Origin of the sequence: Vibrio sp. CCB-PB317 (assembly GCF_022808245.1) — a bacterium.
GTDB classification, from domain to species: domain Bacteria; phylum Pseudomonadota; class Gammaproteobacteria; order Enterobacterales; family Vibrionaceae; genus Vibrio; species Vibrio diabolicus.
This window is the reverse complement of record NZ_JALGNU010000004.1, coordinates 162,691-182,633: the sequence shown is the minus strand read 5'-3', so window position 1 is coordinate 182,633 and position 19,943 is coordinate 162,691. Positions and strand designations below refer to the sequence as shown.

The following is a 19,943-nucleotide window of genomic DNA, read 5'->3' as shown; positions in this document are numbered from 1 at the left end:
ACAAAAAATAAAGTATAAATTCAATATTTTTACATATATATTCAAACGAAATATATTTGTATCTTTGTGCTCATAGACGTAAGCCAACAAAAAAGACCTGCTATCCAATAGCAGGTCTTTACTCAATCCGAGATGTGGAGAGATTATTTTTTCTGGCTGTTCAACGCACGGATACGGCTTGATAGCGAGTAAAGACGGATGAAACCACCCGCATGGCTTTGGTCGTAAACCTCATCTTCACCAAACGTAGCGAACTCTTCTGAGTACAAGCTGTTGTCAGAACGTTTTTGCGTTACCGTGGCTTGGCCTTTGTAGAGCTTAACAACCACTTCGCCATTCACGTCTTGCGCTAGCTCTTCTGAAGCGGCAAGGATCGACTTACATAGTGGCGTAAACCAACGACCATCGTACACAAGGTGAGACGCTTTTAGACCCAGCTCTTCACGGAATTCGAATGATGATTTGTCTAACACTAGCTGTTCAACGGCACGCAGCGCTTCCATCATGATGGTGCCTCCCGGTGTTTCGTAGCAGCCACGAGATTTCATTCCTACTAGACGGTTTTCAACGATATCGATACGACCAACACCGTGCTTCGCACCTTTTTCGTTTAGATAAACCAACGCGTTGTATGGTGTCATCGCTTCGCCATCAACTTCGACCACCTCACCTTTTTCTACTTTCAGCGTGACGTATTCCGCTTCGTTTGGTGCTTGCTCTGGGTCTACAGTCCATACCCAGCAATCTTCGTTTGGTGCGTTCCACGTATCTTCTAGGACGCCACCTTCAGTGGAAATATGCCATGCATTTGCATCACGTGAGTAGATCTTAGTAAGAGACGCTGAACAAGGAATATTACGCTCAGCTAGGTAATCTAAACATTCTTCACGGCTCACTAGGTCCCATTCACGCCAAGGGGCAATCACTTGTAGATCTGGTGCTAGTGCTGCGAATGCGCCTTCGAAACGAACTTGGTCATTACCTTTACCTGTACAGCCGTGACACAATGCGTCCGCGCCCACTTTACGTGCGACTTCAACCTGTGCTTTAGCAATAATTGGACGCGCCATTGATGTACCCAGCAGGTACTTACCTTCGTAGTACGCGCCGGTTTTTAGCGTTGGGTAAATGTAATCCGCCACCATCTCTTCTTTCAGATCAGCGATGTAACACTCAGAAGCACCTGAAGCTTTTGCTTTCTCTTCAATACCTTCTAGCTCTTCTGCGCCTTGACCAACATCGGCAACGAAAGCAACGACTTCACAATCGTAGTTCTCTTTTAGCCACGGGATAATTACTGAGGTATCTAGACCGCCTGAGTATGCGACTACCACTTTATTTACGTTCACTTTGCTCATCTTTCTTCTCCAAACTTAACTGGCGCTGCGCTCGGCGGTCAGTGCCAACTACTACTTCCTAATATTGAATTCTTTTGCTGATGCTTATTGAGGCAAAAATTGCGTTCCAATACTTTCACCAGCGAATAGCTGTACTAATTTTTCTGGGTAACGCCAGGTGGCGACTTCGATAGGACGCCCAAGATCATTGGCCGCCTCCAAAGCAGCTTTAACTTTGACGATCATGCCGTCTGTGATCACATGTCCATCGATCAACGAGTTAGCTTGCTGCTCTGACAAGGTTTTGATCAAATGGCCTTTTCCATCTAATACACCACTCACGTCTGATAGCAGGACCAACTCCGCATCTAATGCGCCCGCAACCGCGACTGCGGCTTGGTCAGCATTAACATTCATCATCTGACCATCTGTGGTTAAGCCAATTGAACTGATGATCGGCAGTGCGCCTGTGTTTAGTACCGCTTGTAATAGCGTTGAATCACCCGGTGATGCTTTACCTACCGCGCCCAACTCTGGGTCAAGTTCTTCAACAAGACACAAACCACCATCCGCAAGGCTAAGACCTACTGCATTGAGTCCATCTGCGATGGCTTGGCCTTGAAGTAGCTTATTCGCTGTGCCTGCAAGTGCGCCTGCAATCACAGGAATTTGATCGTAAGGCGTTACGCGTAAACCGTTTTTCTTTACGGTTTCAAGCTGAAGCTTTGCCATCAACTCATCAACTAGGTAGCCACCGCCATGAACGATGGCGATTTGTCGCTGTGCCGATTTTTGGTAAGCCGCAATGGCACCAAACAGTTGGCTTAAGGTTTGAGTGCATGATAGAGCTGCACCACCTAGCTTAATGACTAAAGGAGCTTGATTGGTTTGCGTCATCGCATTTCCCTCTTTCAACGACTACAGCAACGCTGTCAGTTCTGGGTAACCGTAATGAATATTGAGACATTGCATCGCTTGACTTGATGCACCTTTGAGTAGGTTGTCGATGGCTGAAATCACAATGATATGTTCGCCTTGTACCTTCCAGCCGATATCGCAGAAAGGGGTATTTTCGACATCCTGAATACGTGGAATACCATCGCCTTTTAAACGCACGGCTGGCTTTCCTAGATAAGCTTGTTCAAATGCTTGAGCGACTTGTTGCTCTGTAACGCCTGATGCTAGCTTCATGGTGATCGTGGCAAGAATGCCGCGTTTAAAGTTGCCTAGGTGCGGAGTAAAAATCACATCGCAACCTAAGTGCTGAGCAATTTCTGGTTGGTGACGATGAGTAAATACACCATAAGGTTGCAAGCTCACTTCACAGAAACTGTTCACCATAGAAGCTTTACGCCCAGCTCCGGACACACCGCTGGTCGCGTTAATGACAGGCCATTGATTGGTATCCACTAATGCATTTTCGAGTAGAGGTTTGATGGCTAACTGCGAAGCAGTCGGGTAGCAACCTGCTACAGCAACTAAGGGAGCAGTTTTAATTGATTCCTGGTTCCACTCTGCTAAGCCGTATGCAGCTTTATCTAGCCAGTTATTATGTTGATGCTCGAAGCCATAAAAGGTGTTGTAAAAACCTTCACTTTGGACGCGGAATGCCCCCGATAAATCGAATACCTGACAGCCTGCCTCCAAGAAAGTTGGGGCTAGATCGTGGCTCACCTCATGAGCCGTTGCTAAAAACACCACATCCGATTCTTGAGCGATTTGCAGTGGATCCGTTAGTGGCGAGACCGGCATATCAATGATGCCTGCTAACTTACCGTGCAGCTGCGCAATATTCTTTCCTGCATCAACACTGTTGGCGGAAACGTATAAACCTGATAGCGTGAGTTGTGGGTGTTTATTAACCATTAACGCTAACTCTGCGCCGGTGTAACCGCTGGCTCCAATAATCGTGGTTTTTAGCATTGTGTGACATCCATATACTTAAAGGCTCAAATGACTATTCATATTTAATTTTTGCTTTATTTTGATTTTTTATTCATTAAATATGATTTAATATGTGTTTTACATTTTTGTGGTCTGTCTGTCAACAGGAGATTTGAAGAATCCATGCAATTACCAACTTTTCTAGAGGTCTATGAAGGACTCATCAGCACCTCTTCTATCAGCTCCACGGATCCGAGCTGGGATCAGGGCAATGCAAAAGTCATCGAAAAACTCGCATCTTGGTTTAAAGATCTGGGCTTCAACGTTGAAGTGATCGAGGTGGAGCCAGGCAAGCACAATATGATTGCACGTATGGGAGAGGGTGAAGGCGGCCTTTTACTTGCTGGCCACAGTGATACCGTGCCATTCGATCAAGGGCGATGGAACTTTGATCCACATAAGCTGACTGAAAAAGACAACCGCTTTTACGGTTTAGGCACGGCAGACATGAAAGGCTTTTTTGCCTTTATTTACGAAGCCGTCAAAAAAGTCGACTGGAGCAAGCAGACCAAGCCGCTATACGTATTAGCCACTTGTGACGAAGAAACCACAATGTTGGGTGCACGACATTTCACCGTAAACGCCCCTTTTAAGCCGGATTACTGCATTATTGGTGAGCCTACCAGCCTCGTTCCTATTCGCGGCCACAAAGGTCATGTGGCGAATGCAATTCGGGTCACGGGTAAGTCAGGCCATTCATCCGATCCTGCCTTAGGCGTTAACGCGATTGAGATCATGCATGAAGTGATGTTTGCCATGATGCAACTGCGCGATAAATTGGTGAAAGAATACCACCATCCGGGTTTTGCCATTCCAAGCCCTACCCTAAACCTTGGACACATTCACGGTGGTGACAGCGCTAACCGTATTTGTGGTTGCTGTGAGCTGCACTATGATGTTCGCCCACTACCAGGGATCAGCCTGGATGGCCTAGAAAATATGCTGCGCGGAGCATTAAAAGAAGTCGAAGCAAAGTGGCCTGGACGCTTGGAGATAATTCCCTTACATGAACCAATTCCGGGTTACGAATGCCAACATGACCACCCATTTATCGGTGGTGTTGAAGAGATCTGCCAAACCAGTTCAGAAACCGTGAACTACTGTACTGAGGCGCCCTTCTTACAACAGCTCTGTCCAACCTTAGTTCTCGGCCCCGGTTCAATTGACCAAGCGCACCAACCGGATGAGTTTCTCTCATTTGATTTTATCGATCCCACAATTGATGTGCTTTCAAAGGCAATGGTCAAGTATTGCTGTTAATACACGAATAAACTCAAAAGTCAGTGCAGCTCGATTGAGCTGCATCTTTTTATCTTCACAATTTAGCGCTAGCCTTAACACTTCTTTAACTTGTTATTTTGTAATTAATTTTCACTTCTTATTCTACAGCTGCCGTAAATTTGCTCTAAATCAGGAGACAGCGGAATAATTGCAAACTTAGTCTGCTTTATTTGACTATAACTGGTGCTTTTCGCTAGATTGGAGTCTTAACAAGGACAATGGATGTAGTTTTTTTACGAGGCAGGACGACAATGAACGAGAAATACGCCGCACTCAAAAGTAATGTGCGCATGTTAGGCCACTTATTGGGTAACACCATTCGCGATGCCCATGGCGAAGAAATCTTCGAGAAAGTGGAAACCATTCGTAAATTATCCAAATCGGCTCAAGCAGGTAATCAAGCAGACAGGGAAAGCTTGATAGAAGAAATCAAACACCTACCCGATGAGCAACTAACGCCCGTTACCCGTGCGTTTAACCAATTTCTAAATCTCACCAATATTGCTGAGCAATACCACACGATTTCACGCCATTGTGAAGAGCACATTTGTGAACCAGACGCGATTAACTCGCTGTTTTCTAAACTGGTACAAAACGATGTGAGCAAACTGGACACTGCGCAAGCGGTTCGTGATCTGAATATTGAATTGGTATTGACGGCTCACCCAACGGAAATCACGCGTCGCACCATGATCAACAAATTGGTCAAGATCAATGAGTGCTTATCAAAGTTGGAACTGAGTGATCTTTCTTCTAAAGAGCGCAAGAAAACCGAGCGTCGCTTAGAGCAACTTATCGCACAAAGCTGGCATTCTGACGTGATTCGTCAACAACGCCCTACTCCATTGGATGAAGCGAAATGGGGTTTTGCCGTAGTAGAAAACTCACTGTGGGAAGCAGTGCCAGACTTCTTACGTGAAATGCACGATCGCTTGAAATCTTACTTGGGTGAAGGTTTACCAATTGATGCTCGCCCTGTGCACTTCTCTTCTTGGATGGGGGGTGACCGCGACGGTAACCCGTTCGTCACTCATAGCGTGACGCGTGAAGTATTGCTTCTGTCTCGTTGGAAAGCCGCAGATCTTTATCTCAATGACATCAACGAGTTGATCAGTGAACTGTCTATGACGGTTTCAAACGATCAAGTTCGTGAACTTGCTGGCGAAGATCAGCACGAACCATATCGTGCAATCCTGAAACAACTTCGCTCACTATTGAACGAAACCAAAGATATTCTCGATGCTAAGATCCATGGTCAAAAACTGGCCGTTAAAGCTCCGTTGCAAAAAGTCGAGCAACTTTGGGAACCTCTGTATGCCTGTTACCAGTCGCTAAATGAATGTGGCATGGGTGTGATCGCAAATGGCTCTCTACTAGATACATTGCGCCGCGTAAAAGCATTTGGTATTCATCTTGTTCGCCTTGATATCCGCCAAGAGAGCACGCGTCATTCAGACGTATTGTCTGAATTAACCCGCTACTTAGGCATTGGTGATTACGAACAATGGAGCGAGCAAGATAAGATTGCTTTCCTAACCAACGAACTCGCATCTAAGCGTCCTCTTCTGCCTCGTGATTGGGAACCATCAGAACCAGTCAAAGAGGTTTTGGACACCTGTAAGATTATTGCAGCACAACCGCGTGAAGCATTCGGTGCCTACGTAATTTCTATGGCACGCACTGCATCGGATGTGTTAGCAGTCCACCTACTTCTGCAAGAAGCTGGCTGCCCATATCGTATGGATGTTTGCCCATTATTCGAGACGCTAGACGACTTGAACAATGCAGAATCAGTCATCAAACAGTTGATGGGTATCGACCTATACCGTGGCTTTATCCAAAACCACCAAATGGTCATGATTGGTTACTCTGACTCAGCGAAAGATGCGGGTGTCATGTCTGCAGGCTGGGCTCAGTACCATGCGATGGAATCGTTAGTAAAAGTGGCGGAAGAAGAAGGTGTTGAACTGACTCTATTCCACGGTCGTGGCGGTACAGTAGGCCGCGGCGGCGCGCCAGCACACGCAGCACTTCTGTCTCAACCACCAAAAAGCTTGAAAGGTGGTTTGCGCGTAACAGAACAGGGCGAGATGATCCGCTTTAAACTGGGCCTTCCAGATGTCGCCGTAAACAGTTTTAACCTTTACGCGAGCGCGATTCTAGAAGCTAACCTATTGCCACCGCCAGAGCCAAAACAAGAATGGCGCGACTTAATGGAAGTGCTATCAGAAGTTAGCTGCGAGTCTTATCGTAACGTAGTTCGCGGCGAGCCTGACTTTGTGCCTTACTTCCGTCAAGCGACACCAGAGCTCGAGCTCGGTAAGTTGCCACTTGGCTCTCGTCCTGCAAAACGTAATCCGAAGGGCGGAGTGGAAAGCTTACGTGCAATCCCGTGGATCTTCTCGTGGAGCCAAAATCGTTTGGTACTTCCAGCATGGTTAGGTGCGGGTGAAGCAATTCAATACTCGATCGATAAAGGTCACCAAGCGCTGCTCGAAGAGATGTGTCGTGAATGGCCGTTCTTCTCGACTCGCCTTGGCATGTTAGAAATGGTGTACTCGAAGTGTAATATCGATATTTCTCGCTATTACGATGAGCGATTGGTGGATGAATCACTCCGTCCACTCGGTGAAAAGCTTCGCGCTCAGCTTCAAGAAGATATCAAAGCAGTACTGAATGTAGAGAACAACGAAAACTTGATGCAGCATGACCCTTGGGGACTCGAATCGATTCGCTTGCGCAACATCTACGTTGAGCCATTGAACATGCTACAAGCCGAGTTGCTATACCGTACACGCCAAACCGAAGAAGCATCTGCAAACCTAGAAGAAGCGCTAATGGTGACAATTGCTGGTATTGCAGCTGGCATGCGCAACACAGGCTAATCGCTTCATTTGTAATAAAAAAGCTGAGCAAGTGCTCAGCTTTTTTTTGGCGCTGGATAATTGCGCAACCAAAAGGCAGTTTAATAAACTATAAAAAACCCAAAAATTACCACACAAAAAGAATAAAAAACCACAAGTTAACAGTATTGATTATTATGTTAGTTTTTTAGGGTAATTTTGTCCTACTATTCCACTTCATGCTTATTATTTATATACTACTTGCCTGCTGAGAGCTCATAAATCCAATCATACCTGCTCCAGCCATGATGGGACTCCCCATCTCTCTAGGTGATAAACGGCTTTAAGGTGACAGGACCAACATTGTTGGTGCTACTTATACATTAAAAAACTCAAGTGCCAGAAAGAGCACAGCTGAAAGTATAAGTAGCTTGTTTACAAGTTTATTGACCATTTGGATTGAAGACATGTCATTACCACACGTAATCTTAACTGTTCTTAGCACTCGCGACGCAACCGGTTACGATATCACTAAAGAATTCTCTGCTAGCATCGGTTACTTCTGGAAAGCAAGCCACCAACAAGTGTACCGTGAACTCAATAAAATGGCCGAGAAAGAGCTGGTTACTTGCGTATTAGAACCTCAAGAAGGCAAACCAGACCGTAAGGTTTACTCCATCACAGATGCTGGTCGCAGCGCTTTAGGAGAATGGTTTGATCAACCAACTGCACACCCGACTGTTCGTGATGAATTTTCAGCGAAATTGATGGCATGTGCCGTTCAACCATCAACACCTTTCCGTGATCAACTCGCCGAACTGGTTGAAGAGTCTCGCAAACTGGTTTCTCACTACAAAGAAATTGAAGCGGCTTACTACGCAACGCCGTCAACTTTAGACAAACAAGCTCGCCTAGAGCGTTTAACGCTTCGTCGTAACCTACTGTTACGTGAAACGTGGATCACGTGGGCTGAAGAAGTCCTAACAGAACTTGAAGTGATTGGTTAATTTCCTTTTACTTTGATACAACGAAAAAGGCTTGCCACTTGGCAAGCCTTTTGTCTTTTTGAAACCCGATTTATGCACCTACTGCAGCGCGAGGACGAACGCCTAGCGTATGACATAAAGCGTAAGTCATCTCTGCACGGTTTAGGGTGTAGAAATGGAAATCCTTAACGCCTTCACGACTAAGTACGCGCACCATATCAATAGCTTGGCTTGCTCCCACAAGCTGACGAGTCACCGGATCATCATCCAAGCCTTCGAACTGTTTACTCATCCAGCCTGGTACTTTCACATTGTTCTGCGCAGCAAAACGAGAGGCTTGCTTAAAGTTCGACACTGGCAAAATACCAGGGACAATTTCCACATCAATTCCTGCCGCCACACAGCGATCGCGGAAACGAAGGTAAGACTCGACGTCAAAAAAGAACTGAGTAATTGCACGGTTTGCGCCTGCATCAACCTTACGTTTTAGGTTCAATAAGTCAGACTGCGCACTTTTAGCTTCAGGGTGAACCTCAGGAAATGCGGCTACTGAGATATCAAAATCATGACGTGATTTCAGCAGCTCAACCAGATCCGAGGCATACATGTCAGGCGCACCGCCACCAGGAGGAATATCACCACGCAGAGCAACGATATTTTCAATACCATTATTCCAGTAATCATCGGCAATATTAATTAACTCTTCGCGAGTCGCATCAATACAAGTGAGGTGAGGAGCAGCAACCAATCCGGTTGTTGCTTTGATTTCTTTAATGATGGAGTGCGTTCTGTCACGCTCGCCAGAGTTAGCGCCGTAAGTCACAGAAACAAATTTAGGTTGGAGCGTTTTAAGACGGTGCACTGAATTCCAGAGTGTCTCTTCCATCTTCGCGCTGCTTGGTGGAAAAAACTCAAATGATACATTGATGTTGTCTGACAACTCAGCAATATTCTGGTTCAAGGCGTCAATATGGCCTGCGTGCGTGTATCCCATCTTACTCTCCCTGTGGCACTCCGCCACGAAAACAAATTCCTTAAATCGACGTTTAGACGTCTATATGTCTACAGAATGTATTGAATACGATTTAATGTCAACCTTGTAATTATGAATTTTTCTCAAGTTAATAATGAGGATAGTTCAAGTTATTACTTGAACGTTATTTCACCACTTATCACAAGCCGATACTTCAGTATGGCACTGAAGGCAAAATAAAAAACCCTGGTCGGGTTCCAGGGTTTTAGGTATCTCGCAACTTTAGAATAAACCGGCTAATCGGTTGAGGTCGGATTGAATCGCGCCGGCTGTCACTTCTCTTCCTGCGCCAGGCCCTCGAATAACGAGTGGGTTATCTTTGTACCACTTACTTTCAATGGCAAAAATGTTGTCGCACGGCAGTAGGTTGGCGAGCGCATGTTCACGAGATAACGCTTCTACTCCCACCGTCGCTTTACCATTTTTTTCTAAACGAGCAACGTAGCGAAGCACTTGGTCGTTTCTCTGTGCTTTTGTCAGGCGCTCTTGCAGTATTTCACTCAACAGCCCTCCGTTATCGAAGAAGTCATCGATGCTAAGTTCTCTTAATTCTTCTGGTACCAGAGATTCAACCTTAACGCTGCCCGGCTCAATATCGAGACCAGACTCTCGAGCTAAGATAACCAGCTTACGCATAACATCTGAACCATCTAAATCAGAACGAGGATCAGGCTCTGTTAAACCTTGCTGCCAAGCGAGGTCGACTAAATCATTAAATGGTACTGAGCCGTCAAATTGTTGGAATAACCATGATAACGTCCCTGAGAAAATACCCGATAGAGCAACGATCTCATCACCACTTTCACGTAGATCTCGCACGGTATGGTTTATTGGTAACCCCGCACCAACCGTCGCGTTGTACAGCCAGTAACGACCAATTTTAGCGAATGCATCTTGAACCTGATGGTAATACTGGCTATCTGCCGAACCCGCCACTTTGTTAGCGGAAATCAAATGAATGCCCTGCTGCGCAATTTCTACATAGCGCTGAGCTAAGTCTTTGCTCGCTGTCACATCAAGCACTACGGCTTCATCGTAATTTTTTAGCGCTCCTAAGTGAGTCAACCAAGACCCATCGTTTGCTAGGCTTTCATCATCAAATCGTTCAGCAACACTTGCTGCATCAATACCTTGCTCATCGAACCAGTAGGTTTGACTATCCACGACCGCGACAAGGTCAAAGCTCATGCCATGACGTTTTTCGAGCTCACCTTTTTGAGTTGCAAATAAATTTAACCAACTAGAACCAATGTTGCCCTTGCCACATAAAGCCACCGCCACGCGCTTTTGCGCTTGGAACAACTGGCTATGAATCGTTTGAACCAACACTTCGGTATCAGTACGACGCAAAACGGCGACTAAACTCAGCCCCGACTCAGTTTCAGAAATAAATTCAACCGGAGAGTGTTTTAACTTCTGATAAAAACCAAAACAATGGTTGGCGTTTTTCGTAACGCCAGCGCCTACCGCCGCCAAGAGAGAGTAGCCTTCTTTGAGCTTAATCTCCGCTTCAACCGCAAGCTCTTGTAAGTGTTTCAGTGCGCCACCGGCAATTTCTGCGGTATACGCCAAGCGCAACGTGTGTTGATCGGGCTGTGCCTCAAATGCCAATGGCTCCAATTGCGCTCGCTGCAACGCTTGTAATACATCATTCTGTGTTTTTTCGAAGTCGTGCCCATGCATGAAAGACAGCTGCACCAATAAAACATCATCCAGCGAGGTAATAATTTTAGCGCCACGGCCAGACGCCAAGACACGCTCAATACGAGTAGAGCCCGATTCCGGCAGATAGCTACACTTGAGGTTGAGATCCATAGTACTTTGCGCCACAGGCTGAAGTGTACGACTGTGTAGAACTGGGGCGGCTAAACGGGCGAGTTCGCTGGCTTCATCCAATCGAAGTAACGGTAACAGACACGCGTCTGCCACCAAACGCGGATCGGCACTATAGACACCGGCAACGTCACTCCAAATGGTGACCGTGCTCACTTCAGCCAGAGCACCGATGACAGTTGCAGAATAGTCAGAGCCATTACGACCAAGTAAAATGGTTTCGCCCGCCTCGTTCTGAGCCATAAAGCCAGTAATTACCACACGTTTATGATTGTGTTGCGCGAGAACTTCTTTTATCAAAGGATATGAACGAGCGCGATCAACTTCAGGTTGAGTCCCGGCTTCCGCACGTAAAAACGCTCGTGCATCTTGTGCAACAGCGGGGATAGAACGTTGAGATAATAACGCGGCCAATAGGCGAGCAGACCAAACTTCTCCGTGTCCTAGTACCGCGGCTTTTTGCGCGCCAGTGAGTGGTGCTGTCAGCTCAGATAAGGTACTGAACTCATCATGCAGTAACGCTAATAGTTCTTCTTGTACTTCATTTTCCAACAAGTTTTCTATTAGCTCCGTTTGGAACTGCCTTAGGCTTTGAAGTGCTTCATGCGCGATTCGGCCATCTTTGTCTAGCCCTTCCAGGAACTCAATCAAGCGGTTAGTGGTTTTTCCTGCCGCCGAGACGACCACAAGATCATTTTCCGTCGAATACTCCTTAAGAATATCCACAACGCGTAAATAGCATTCTGGGTTTGCTAAGCTACTGCCACCAAACTTATGCAGCTGACGTTGTACAGTCATTATTCTCGTCTCCTATTATTGGGCAGCTTTAGCGAATGCTTGCTCTAAATCCGTGATGAGATCTTGTGCATCTTCCAAGCCGACAGACAAACGCAATAGTTGATGTGACACCCCCGCTTCTGCCAGTGCTTCCTCTCCCATAGCTCGATGCGTCATGGATGCCGGATGACAAATCAAGCTTTCTACACCACCTAATGACTCGGCCAATGAAAACAGTTGGAGCTCTTTAACGAACACTTTTAACTGCTCAAACGAACCGGCAAACTCAAAGCTCAGCATAGAGCCAAAACCAGTTTGCTGCTTTTTAGCAATGTCATGACCCGGGTGCTCCGGCAGGCTTGGATGATAAATGGTTTTAACTAACGCTTGCTTCTGGAGATAAGCCAGTACCTGCTGTGAACTCTCTTCATGCACTCGCATGCGAGCACCAAGTGTACGAATGCCTCGCAACGTCATATAACTATCGAAAGGTGTGCCAGTCGCACCAATGCAATTGCCCCACCATGCAAGCTCTTCTGCATGCGCTTCTGTTTTGGTGATGATCACGCCACCAATCACGTCTGAATGACCGTTGATATACTTCGTTGTGGAGTGAATGACGAAATCTGCGCCCAAGTCCAAAGGCTTTTGGTACACGGGTGTCAAAAAGGTATTGTCCACCGCAACTAACGCGCCGACTTGTTTCGCTTTTTCACAGGTAGCTGCAATATCCACTACGCGAACCAGAGGGTTTGACGGAGTTTCTAGCAAAATGAGTTTTGGTTTTTGTGCTAATGCTGCATCCAAAGCTTGCTCGTCTGATTGATCGACAAACTGAACCTTAAAATCGCCTTTGTTGGCTCGGGTATTAAAAAGACGATAGGTGCCGCCATAACAATCGTGAGGAGCAATAATGAGATCATCAGGGCCAAGAAAAGCGGACACCCATAAATTTAATGCCGACGTACCGCAGTTCGTGACAACCGCTCCTTTTCCAGACTCGAGTTCAGATAACGCACTTTCCAACAGTCCGCGGTTTGGATTTCCAGATCGCGTGTAATCATACTTAGGTACTTCACCAAAAGCAGGAAAACCATAGTTAGTGGAAAGATAAATAGGCGGAACGACAGCGTGATATTGGCTGTCTGATTCAATACCAGTGCGTACTGCAATGGTCGCAGGTTTGCGAGAGCTCATGGGTGTATCCTTTCACGGGTAATGACTTCTAAATAGGAATGCGCTATATCTAATGAGTAAAATAAAGTGATCAACACACTTCCTTTGCTGTTCTGTTCACTTTACTCGTCAAAAAATGAGACGTCAACACTTCCAGACGTCTATATGTCTTTGCTTATGGCGGTAAATGCAGCTAAAATCAGCACCTAAATTATTTTTAACTGATTACATAAATGAAGGTGTGCAATGGCTGACTGGAATGGCGAATACATTAGCCCATATGCAGAGCACGGCAAAAAAAGCGAACAAGTAAAAAAAATTACCGTCTCTATCCCGCTAAAAGTTTTAAAAGTGCTAACTGATGAGCGTACTCGCCGTCAGATCAATAACTTACGCCATGCAACCAATAGTGAATTACTATGCGAAGCATTTTTGCACGCGTACACAGGTCAGCCACTTCCAACAGATGAAGACCTTCGTAAAGACCGTCCAGATGATATTCCAACAGAAGTAAAAGCACTGATGACGGAAATGGGCATCGAATTTGAGTCGTTTGACGAAGAGTAAAAAAAGCGAGGCTTGAGGCTTCAGATAGCAATTCTTATATCGAGCCAAAAGAATGACATAAAAAATGGGACGCGATTGCGTCCCATTTTTTGTACATCACATCTAATAGATATATTACTCTGCCATGTAGTTTTCAGGCATCTCGATACGAGCAACACCTGAATCAACTGCCGCCTGAGCCACAGCTTTTGCAACACGTGGTAGTAAACGTGAGTCCATTGGTTTTGGAATGATGTAGTCTGCACCAAACTCAAGCTTATCGACGCCTGCGGCCTTCAATACAGTTTCAGGTACAGGCTCTTTTGCTAGCTCACGAATCGCCTCAACGGCTGCAAGTTTCATTTCATCATTGATTTCACTTGCGCGCACATCAAGAGCACCACGGAAGATGAATGGGAAACACAATACGTTGTTTACTTGGTTCGGGTAATCACTACGGCCAGTCCCCATGATCAAATCATCACGAACAGCGTGGGCAAGTTCCGGCTTAATTTCAGGATCTGGATTCGAACATGCAAATACGATTGGCTTATCTGCCATCAGCTTCAACGCTTCCGCTGGCAATAGGTTTGGACCAGATACACCTAGGAACAGATCCGCGCCTTCAATCACGTCTTCTAATGTGCGTTTGTCCGTGTTGTTTGCGAATAGCTGCTTGTATTCATTAAGATCATCACGACGAGTGTGGATCACACCTTTACGATCCAGCATGTAAATTTTTTCGCGCATTGCACCACATTTAATCAGCAGCTCCATACACGCAACGGCTGCAGCGCCAGCGCCAAGACAAACGATCGTTGAGTCTTCAAGCTTCTTACCTTGAAGTTCGATCGCGTTCAGCATGCCTGCCGCCGTTACAATCGCAGTACCGTGCTGATCATCGTGGAATACTGGTACATCACAACGCTCAATTAGACGCTTTTCAATCTCAAAACAATCTGGTGCTTTAATATCTTCAAGGTTGATACCACCAAAGGTGTCTGCAATGCTTGCAACAGTATCAACAAATTCATCTATCGTGCGGTGCTTAACTTCAATATCAATAGAATCAAGACCTGCAAAACGTTTAAACAATAACGCTTTACCTTCCATTACTGGCTTAGATGCAAGTGGACCTAGGTTACCTAGACCTAAAATAGCGGTACCGTTAGAAATAACAGCAACCATGTTGCCTTTCGCTGTGTACTTGTACACGTTATCAGGGTTTTGTGCGATTTCACGCACTGGTTCTGCAACACCTGGGCTGTAAGCAAGGGCAAGATCACCCGCCGTTTCCGCAGGCTTTGTCAATTCGACAGCAATCTTCCCTGGAGTTGGATAAGCATGGTAATCCAATGCTTTTTGGCGATGTTCTTCTTCTGGAGTGGCTGCTTGGCGATTGTCTTCAGACATGGACGTTTCTCTTTTTTATTTTTAGGTAAGGGGGGATAAATTCTATCGGATAGAAATCAAACTTCATAGGCAAGATTGCGAGCAATATCCTTAAAAAGCCGATAATAAAAGAGATTAGACCAGATAGCGGGGATAAGCACCTGATTTTCGAGTCAGGTGCTCTTTTCTTCTTACAATTGAAGTGCGCAAAATCCTGGACGTTATTACTCTTCGTCTACGTATTGCGCTTGGAGGTAGTTCTCAATGCCAGACATTTCAATCAAGCCAAGTTGCGTCTCTAGCCAATCAACATGCTCTTCTTCATCTTCAAGAATATCTTGAAACAGATCGCGAGACACATAGTCTCGAATGTCTTCAGCATAAGCAATCGCATCTTTTAAATCTGGAATGGCGGCCATTTCAAGCTTTAAGTCACACTCGAGCATTTCTTTAGTGTCTTCACCTATCATCAACTTGCCTAAATCTTGTAGATTAGGTAAGCCCTCAAGAAACAAAATACGCTCAATCAGATGATCGGCATGTTTCATCTCATCGATAGATTCGTGATATTCCTTATCTGCTAGGTGCTTTAACCCCCAGTCCTTATACATTCGAGCATGAAGAAAATACTGATTAATAGCGATGAGCTCATTTCCGAGCACTTTATTGAGATGTTGGATGATGATTGGATCGCCTTTCATGACAAAAACCTCCTCTTTGGCTTCATTTAAATGTAGAAGCAAATGAGAAGGTGTCAAAACGCTAGGCAAATAATTACTTAATTACCGCATGCTCACAGTAATTAGCTAGCTTGTTTGAATACCGTGTAACTGGTTTCCGCTAAAATATCCTTGGCCTGTCTGATGCACTTACCACATTGGCTACCCAATGCTGTGCATTTTTTGATTCCTTTAATATCCGTTACGCCTTCATCTATCGCCAACTTCCTAATTTTCTTGTCGGAGACCCCATGGCAAAGACAAACGTACATACTCAAAAACCTATTAAATTAACCTGTGGCAACCAATATAAACAAGAATAGTTCTTGTTACCAGTCGCATTGATAGGCCTGTTCAGAATATTTTGTTATATAGATTTGGTGACAGTAGGCAAAGATCAGAGGGTTAGGTGTTACGACTAAAGGTGTTGAAAAATAGAGCCGGTAATATTCTGTTTTTAAATTAAAAAATTAACGTATTTCCTACGAACACTTATAACCAAATATAATTTAGATATAAAAAAGGGAAGCCTAAGCTTCCCTTTCTCGATGCGCTTTCTTCATAAAGAAGAAGAGTGCAAGATTTCGTTTAATTCGTTATGAATTAGTCGAAGATCTTAGCAACAACACCAGCACCTACTGTACGGCCACCTTCACGGATCGCGAAACGTAGACCTTCGTCCATTGCGATTGGTGCGATTAGCTCAACAGTCATCTGTACGTTGTCACCTGGCATTACCATTTCTACGCCTTCTGGTAGCTGGATGTCACCAGTTACGTCAGTTGTACGGAAGTAGAACTGTGGACGGTAGCCTTTGAAGAATGGAGTGTGACGACCACCTTCATCTTTAGACAGTACGTATACTTCTGATTCGAACTTAGTGTGTGGAGTGATTGAACCAGGCTTCGCTAGTACTTGACCACGTTCAACTTCGTCACGCTTAGTACCACGTAGAAGTGCACCAACGTTCTCACCTGCACGGCCTTCGTCTAGAAGCTTACGGAACATCTCTACACCAGTACATGTTGTAGTAGTTGTTTCCTTGATACCTACGATAGCAACTTCGTCACCTACAGTTAGGATACCACGCTCGATACGACCAGTTACTACTGTACCACGACCTTGGATTGAGAATACGTCTTCGATAGGCATTAGGAATGGCTGATCTACCGCACGCTCTGGCTCAGGGATGTAAGTATCTAGAGCTTCAGCTAGTTCAACGATTTTCGCTTCCCACTGCTCTTCGCCGTTTAGTGCGCCTAGTGCAGAACCTTGGATAACTGGTAGGTCATCACCTGGGAAATCGTACTCAGATAGAAGTTCACGAACTTCCATTTCTACTAGTTCTAGTAGCTCTTCATCGTCAACCATGTCACATTTGTTCATGAATACGATGATGTATGGGATACCAACCTGACGGCCTAGTAGGATGTGCTCACGAGTTTGTGGCATTGGGCCATCTGTCGCAGCAACAACTAGGATACCACCGTCCATCTGTGCAGCACCAGTGATCATGTTTTTAACGTAGTCCGCGTGTCCTGGACAGTCAACGTGTGCGTAGTGACGAGTTGGAGTGTCGTACTCAACGTGAGAAGTTGCGATTGTGATACCGCGCTCACGCTCTTCTGGAGCGTTATCGATAGATGCGAAGTCTTTAGCTACACCGCCGTAAACTTTAGCAAGAGTAGTACAGATAGCTGCAGTTAGAGTTGTTTTACCGTGGTCAACGTGGCCGATAGTACCAACGTTAACGTGCGGTTTCGTACGTTCAAATTTTTCTTTAGACACGATCGTGTTCCTTCCTAGTTATGATTCGTCGTGATCATTATTGATCGACGACGCGCCAGAAATTGTTATTTTATGCGCCAACGCCCGTTAGCGCAATATTTGGACGCCCTGATCTCGCAAAAAGTCGTAAACTTTTTGTAGTTCAATCGTCAATTAGTAACCACGCTCTGCAATAATTTTATCTGCGAAGTTTTTCGGCACTTCAGCGTACTCGTGAAACTCCATAGAGTAAGACGCACGGCCTTGAGTTGCAGAACGTAGATCAGTTGCGTAACCGAACATTTCAGATAGTGGTACTTGAGCACGGATGATCTTAAGACCAGCCACACCTTCGTCCATGCCTTCAATGATACCGCGACGACGGTTTAGGTCACCAACAACGTCACCCATCCAGTCTTCCGGAGTGGTTACTTCGACATTCATCATTGGTTCTAGAATCACAGGTTGTGCTTCTAGTGCACCTTTCTTGAATGCCATCGAGCCAGCGATCTTAAACGCCATCTCGCTTGAGTCTACATCGTGGTAAGAACCATCAAATAGTGTAGCTTTAATATCTAGTACAGGGTAACCCGCTAGAACACCACTATTCATTTGTTCCTCGATACCTTTCGATACCGAACTGATGTATTCCTTAGGAATCACACCACCCACGATTTCGTCTACGAATACGAAACCTTCGCCAGGTTCAGAAGGCTCAAGTTTGACCCACACATGACCGTATTGACCACGACCACCTGATTGACGAACAAACTTACCTTCAACTTCCGCTTTACCACGAATGGTTTCACGGTAAGCAACCTGAGGTTTACCAACGTTACAATCAACGCTGAATTCACGCTTCATACGATCAACGATAATGTCTAGGTGAAGTTCACCCATACCTGAGATCAGAGTCTGACCTGATTCGTCGTCCGTTTCCACGCGGAATGATGGATCTTCCGCAGCCAGTTTACCTAGCGCGATAGCCATTTTCTCTTGGTCTGCCTTAGAACGAGGTTCTACAGCAATCTGAATAACTGGTTCAGGGAACTCCATGCGCTCTAGAATCACTTTGTGGTTCTGATCACACAGTGTGTCACCTGTTGTTACGTCTTTCAGACCGATAGCAGCAGCGATATCACCAGCGCGAACTTCTTTCACTTCTTCACGCTTATTCGCATGCATCTGAACGATACGACCGAAACGCTCTTTCTTCTCTTTTACAGAGTTGTAAACAGCGTCGCCGGAGTTTACTACACCAGAGTAAACACGCATGAACGTTAGCGTACCCACGAATGGGTCAGTCGCGATCTTAAATGCTAGCGCAGAGAATGGTTCGTTGTCGTCAGCGTGACGCTCAACTTCATTTTCTCTTTCGTCAACACCTTTAATTGCAGGTACGTCAACTGGCGATGGCAAGAACTCGATCACAGCATCTAGTACCGCTTGAACACCTTTGTTCTTAAACGCACTACCACAAGTGGCCAGTACGATTTCGTTGTTTAGTGTACGAGTACGTAGAGCTTGTTTGAGCTCAGCTTCAGTCAATTCACCTTCTTCAAGGTACTTGTCCATCAGCTCTTCGCTAGCTTCAGCAGCGGATTCAACCATGTGGTTGCGCCACTCTTCAGCAAGTTCGATCATGTCAGCTGGGATGTCTTCGTAAGTAAACGAAGTGCCTTGATCGGCTTCATTCCAGTTGATCATCTTCATCTTGATAAGGTCGATGACACCTCTGAACTCATCTTCTGCACCAACGTTCAGTTGGATTGGAACAGGATTCGCACCAAGACGATTTTTAATTTGGTCCACAACGCGTAGGAAGTCTGCGCCCGCACGGTCCATCTTGTTTACAAATACCAAACGTGGAACGTGGTATTTGTCTGCTTGACGCCATACAGTTTCAGACTGAGGTTCAACACCAGATGAGCCACAGAACACAACCACAGCACCATCAAGTACACGAAGAGAACGCTCTACTTCGATAGTAAAGTCAACGTGTCCAGGGGTATCAATGATGTTTACGCGATGCTCAGGGAACTGTGCTTCCATACCACGCCAGAATGTAGTAGTCGCAGCGGATGTGATAGTGATACCACGTTCCTGCTCCTGCTCCATCCAGTCCATGGTTGCTGCACCATCGTGAACTTCGCCGATTTTGTGAGAAAGGCCAGTGTAGAACAGAATACGCTCAGTTGTGGTTGTTTTTCCTGCATCTACGTGAGCACAGATACCGATATTACGGTAGCGCTCAATAGGAGTTTTACGAGCCACGATTGTATCCTCTTACTAAGGTGTACCTTAGAGTA

General features: G+C 45.6%; 15 protein-coding genes. 4 read left to right on the top strand and 11 right to left on the bottom strand.

The features are described 5' to 3' along the window. Window positions 1-143 precede the first annotated feature (143 nt). The 3 genes from MTR11_RS23090 to argC all read right to left on the bottom strand — a co-directional run bounded on the left by MTR11_RS23090 (window position 144) and on the right by argC (window position 3,260). Window positions 144-1,358, bottom strand: a complete 1,215-nt coding sequence (locus tag MTR11_RS23090; RefSeq protein ID WP_065645889.1) for an argininosuccinate synthase — start codon at window positions 1,356-1,358, stop codon at window positions 144-146. A gap of 84 nt (window positions 1,359-1,442) precedes the next feature. Beyond that, window positions 1,443-2,234 (bottom strand): acetylglutamate kinase, encoded by a 792-nt coding sequence (gene argB / locus MTR11_RS23085; RefSeq protein WP_065645890.1) that lies wholly within the window; start codon window positions 2,232-2,234, stop codon window positions 1,443-1,445. A gap of 21 nt (window positions 2,235-2,255) precedes the next feature. Next, window positions 2,256-3,260, bottom strand: a complete 1,005-nt coding sequence (gene argC, locus MTR11_RS23080) for an N-acetyl-gamma-glutamyl-phosphate reductase (protein WP_006742772.1) — start codon at window positions 3,258-3,260, stop codon at window positions 2,256-2,258. A 144-nt stretch (window positions 3,261-3,404) separates the two neighbouring features. Between argC and argE the strand changes: the two genes are divergently transcribed. From argE to MTR11_RS23065, 3 genes are all read left to right on the top strand, one after another. Beyond that, complete coding sequence (gene argE, locus MTR11_RS23075; protein WP_114324094.1) at window positions 3,405-4,541, top strand: acetylornithine deacetylase; 1,137 nt, start codon at window positions 3,405-3,407, stop codon at window positions 4,539-4,541. Window positions 4,542-4,813: 272 nt separating this feature from the next. Then, window positions 4,814-7,447: a phosphoenolpyruvate carboxylase gene (gene ppc, locus MTR11_RS23070; protein ID WP_074191330.1), complete on the top strand. Its 2,634-nt coding sequence runs from the start codon at window positions 4,814-4,816 to the stop codon at window positions 7,445-7,447. 425 nt (window positions 7,448-7,872) lie between these two features. Continuing rightward, entirely contained in the window at window positions 7,873-8,412 is a 540-nt protein-coding gene (locus MTR11_RS23065) for a PadR family transcriptional regulator (RefSeq protein ID WP_005395734.1), read from the top strand. Between the two features lie 70 nt (window positions 8,413-8,482). Here MTR11_RS23065 and metF read toward each other — a convergent pair whose 3' ends face one another. The 3 genes from metF to MTR11_RS23050 all read right to left on the bottom strand — a co-directional run bounded on the left by metF (window position 8,483) and on the right by MTR11_RS23050 (window position 13,231). Continuing rightward, window positions 8,483-9,385, bottom strand: coding sequence for a methylenetetrahydrofolate reductase (metF, locus tag MTR11_RS23060; protein ID WP_046874624.1), 903 nt, complete (start codon window positions 9,383-9,385; stop codon window positions 8,483-8,485). A gap of 261 nt (window positions 9,386-9,646) precedes the next feature. Beyond that, window positions 9,647-12,055 (bottom strand): bifunctional aspartate kinase/homoserine dehydrogenase II, encoded by a 2,409-nt coding sequence (locus MTR11_RS23055; RefSeq protein ID WP_104969869.1) that lies wholly within the window; start codon window positions 12,053-12,055, stop codon window positions 9,647-9,649. A gap of 15 nt (window positions 12,056-12,070) precedes the next feature. Further along, the gene (locus tag MTR11_RS23050; RefSeq protein ID WP_139060060.1) at window positions 12,071-13,231 is read right to left on the bottom strand and encodes an O-succinylhomoserine (thiol)-lyase; all 1,161 of its coding nucleotides are present in this window, start codon (window positions 13,229-13,231) and stop codon (window positions 12,071-12,073) included. A 225-nt stretch (window positions 13,232-13,456) separates the two neighbouring features. On the opposite strand from MTR11_RS23050, the gene metJ reads away from it, so the two are divergent. Continuing rightward, window positions 13,457-13,777, top strand: a complete 321-nt coding sequence (metJ, locus tag MTR11_RS23045) for a met regulon transcriptional regulator MetJ (protein WP_005381353.1) — start codon at window positions 13,457-13,459, stop codon at window positions 13,775-13,777. A gap of 114 nt (window positions 13,778-13,891) precedes the next feature. Here the strand turns inward: metJ and MTR11_RS23040 are convergent, their stop codons facing one another. The 5 genes from MTR11_RS23040 to fusA all read right to left on the bottom strand — a co-directional run bounded on the left by MTR11_RS23040 (window position 13,892) and on the right by fusA (window position 19,908). After that, complete coding sequence (locus MTR11_RS23040) at window positions 13,892-15,169, bottom strand: malic enzyme-like NAD(P)-binding protein (protein ID WP_006742766.1); 1,278 nt, start codon at window positions 15,167-15,169, stop codon at window positions 13,892-13,894. 203 nt (window positions 15,170-15,372) lie between these two features. Next, on the bottom strand, window positions 15,373-15,849 hold the full coding sequence (bfr, locus tag MTR11_RS23035) for a bacterioferritin (protein WP_005395745.1): 477 nt from the start codon (window positions 15,847-15,849) through the stop codon (window positions 15,373-15,375). A gap of 101 nt (window positions 15,850-15,950) precedes the next feature. Continuing rightward, entirely contained in the window at window positions 15,951-16,139 is a 189-nt protein-coding gene (locus MTR11_RS23030) for a (2Fe-2S)-binding protein (protein WP_031780493.1), read from the bottom strand. Between the two features lie 331 nt (window positions 16,140-16,470). Then, window positions 16,471-17,655, bottom strand: a complete 1,185-nt coding sequence (gene tuf / locus MTR11_RS23025) for an elongation factor Tu (protein ID WP_012841309.1) — start codon at window positions 17,653-17,655, stop codon at window positions 16,471-16,473. 153 nt (window positions 17,656-17,808) lie between these two features. Beyond that, window positions 17,809-19,908, bottom strand: coding sequence for an elongation factor G (fusA, locus tag MTR11_RS23020; protein WP_005397643.1), 2,100 nt, complete (start codon window positions 19,906-19,908; stop codon window positions 17,809-17,811). Window positions 19,909-19,943: the final 35 nt, after the last annotated feature.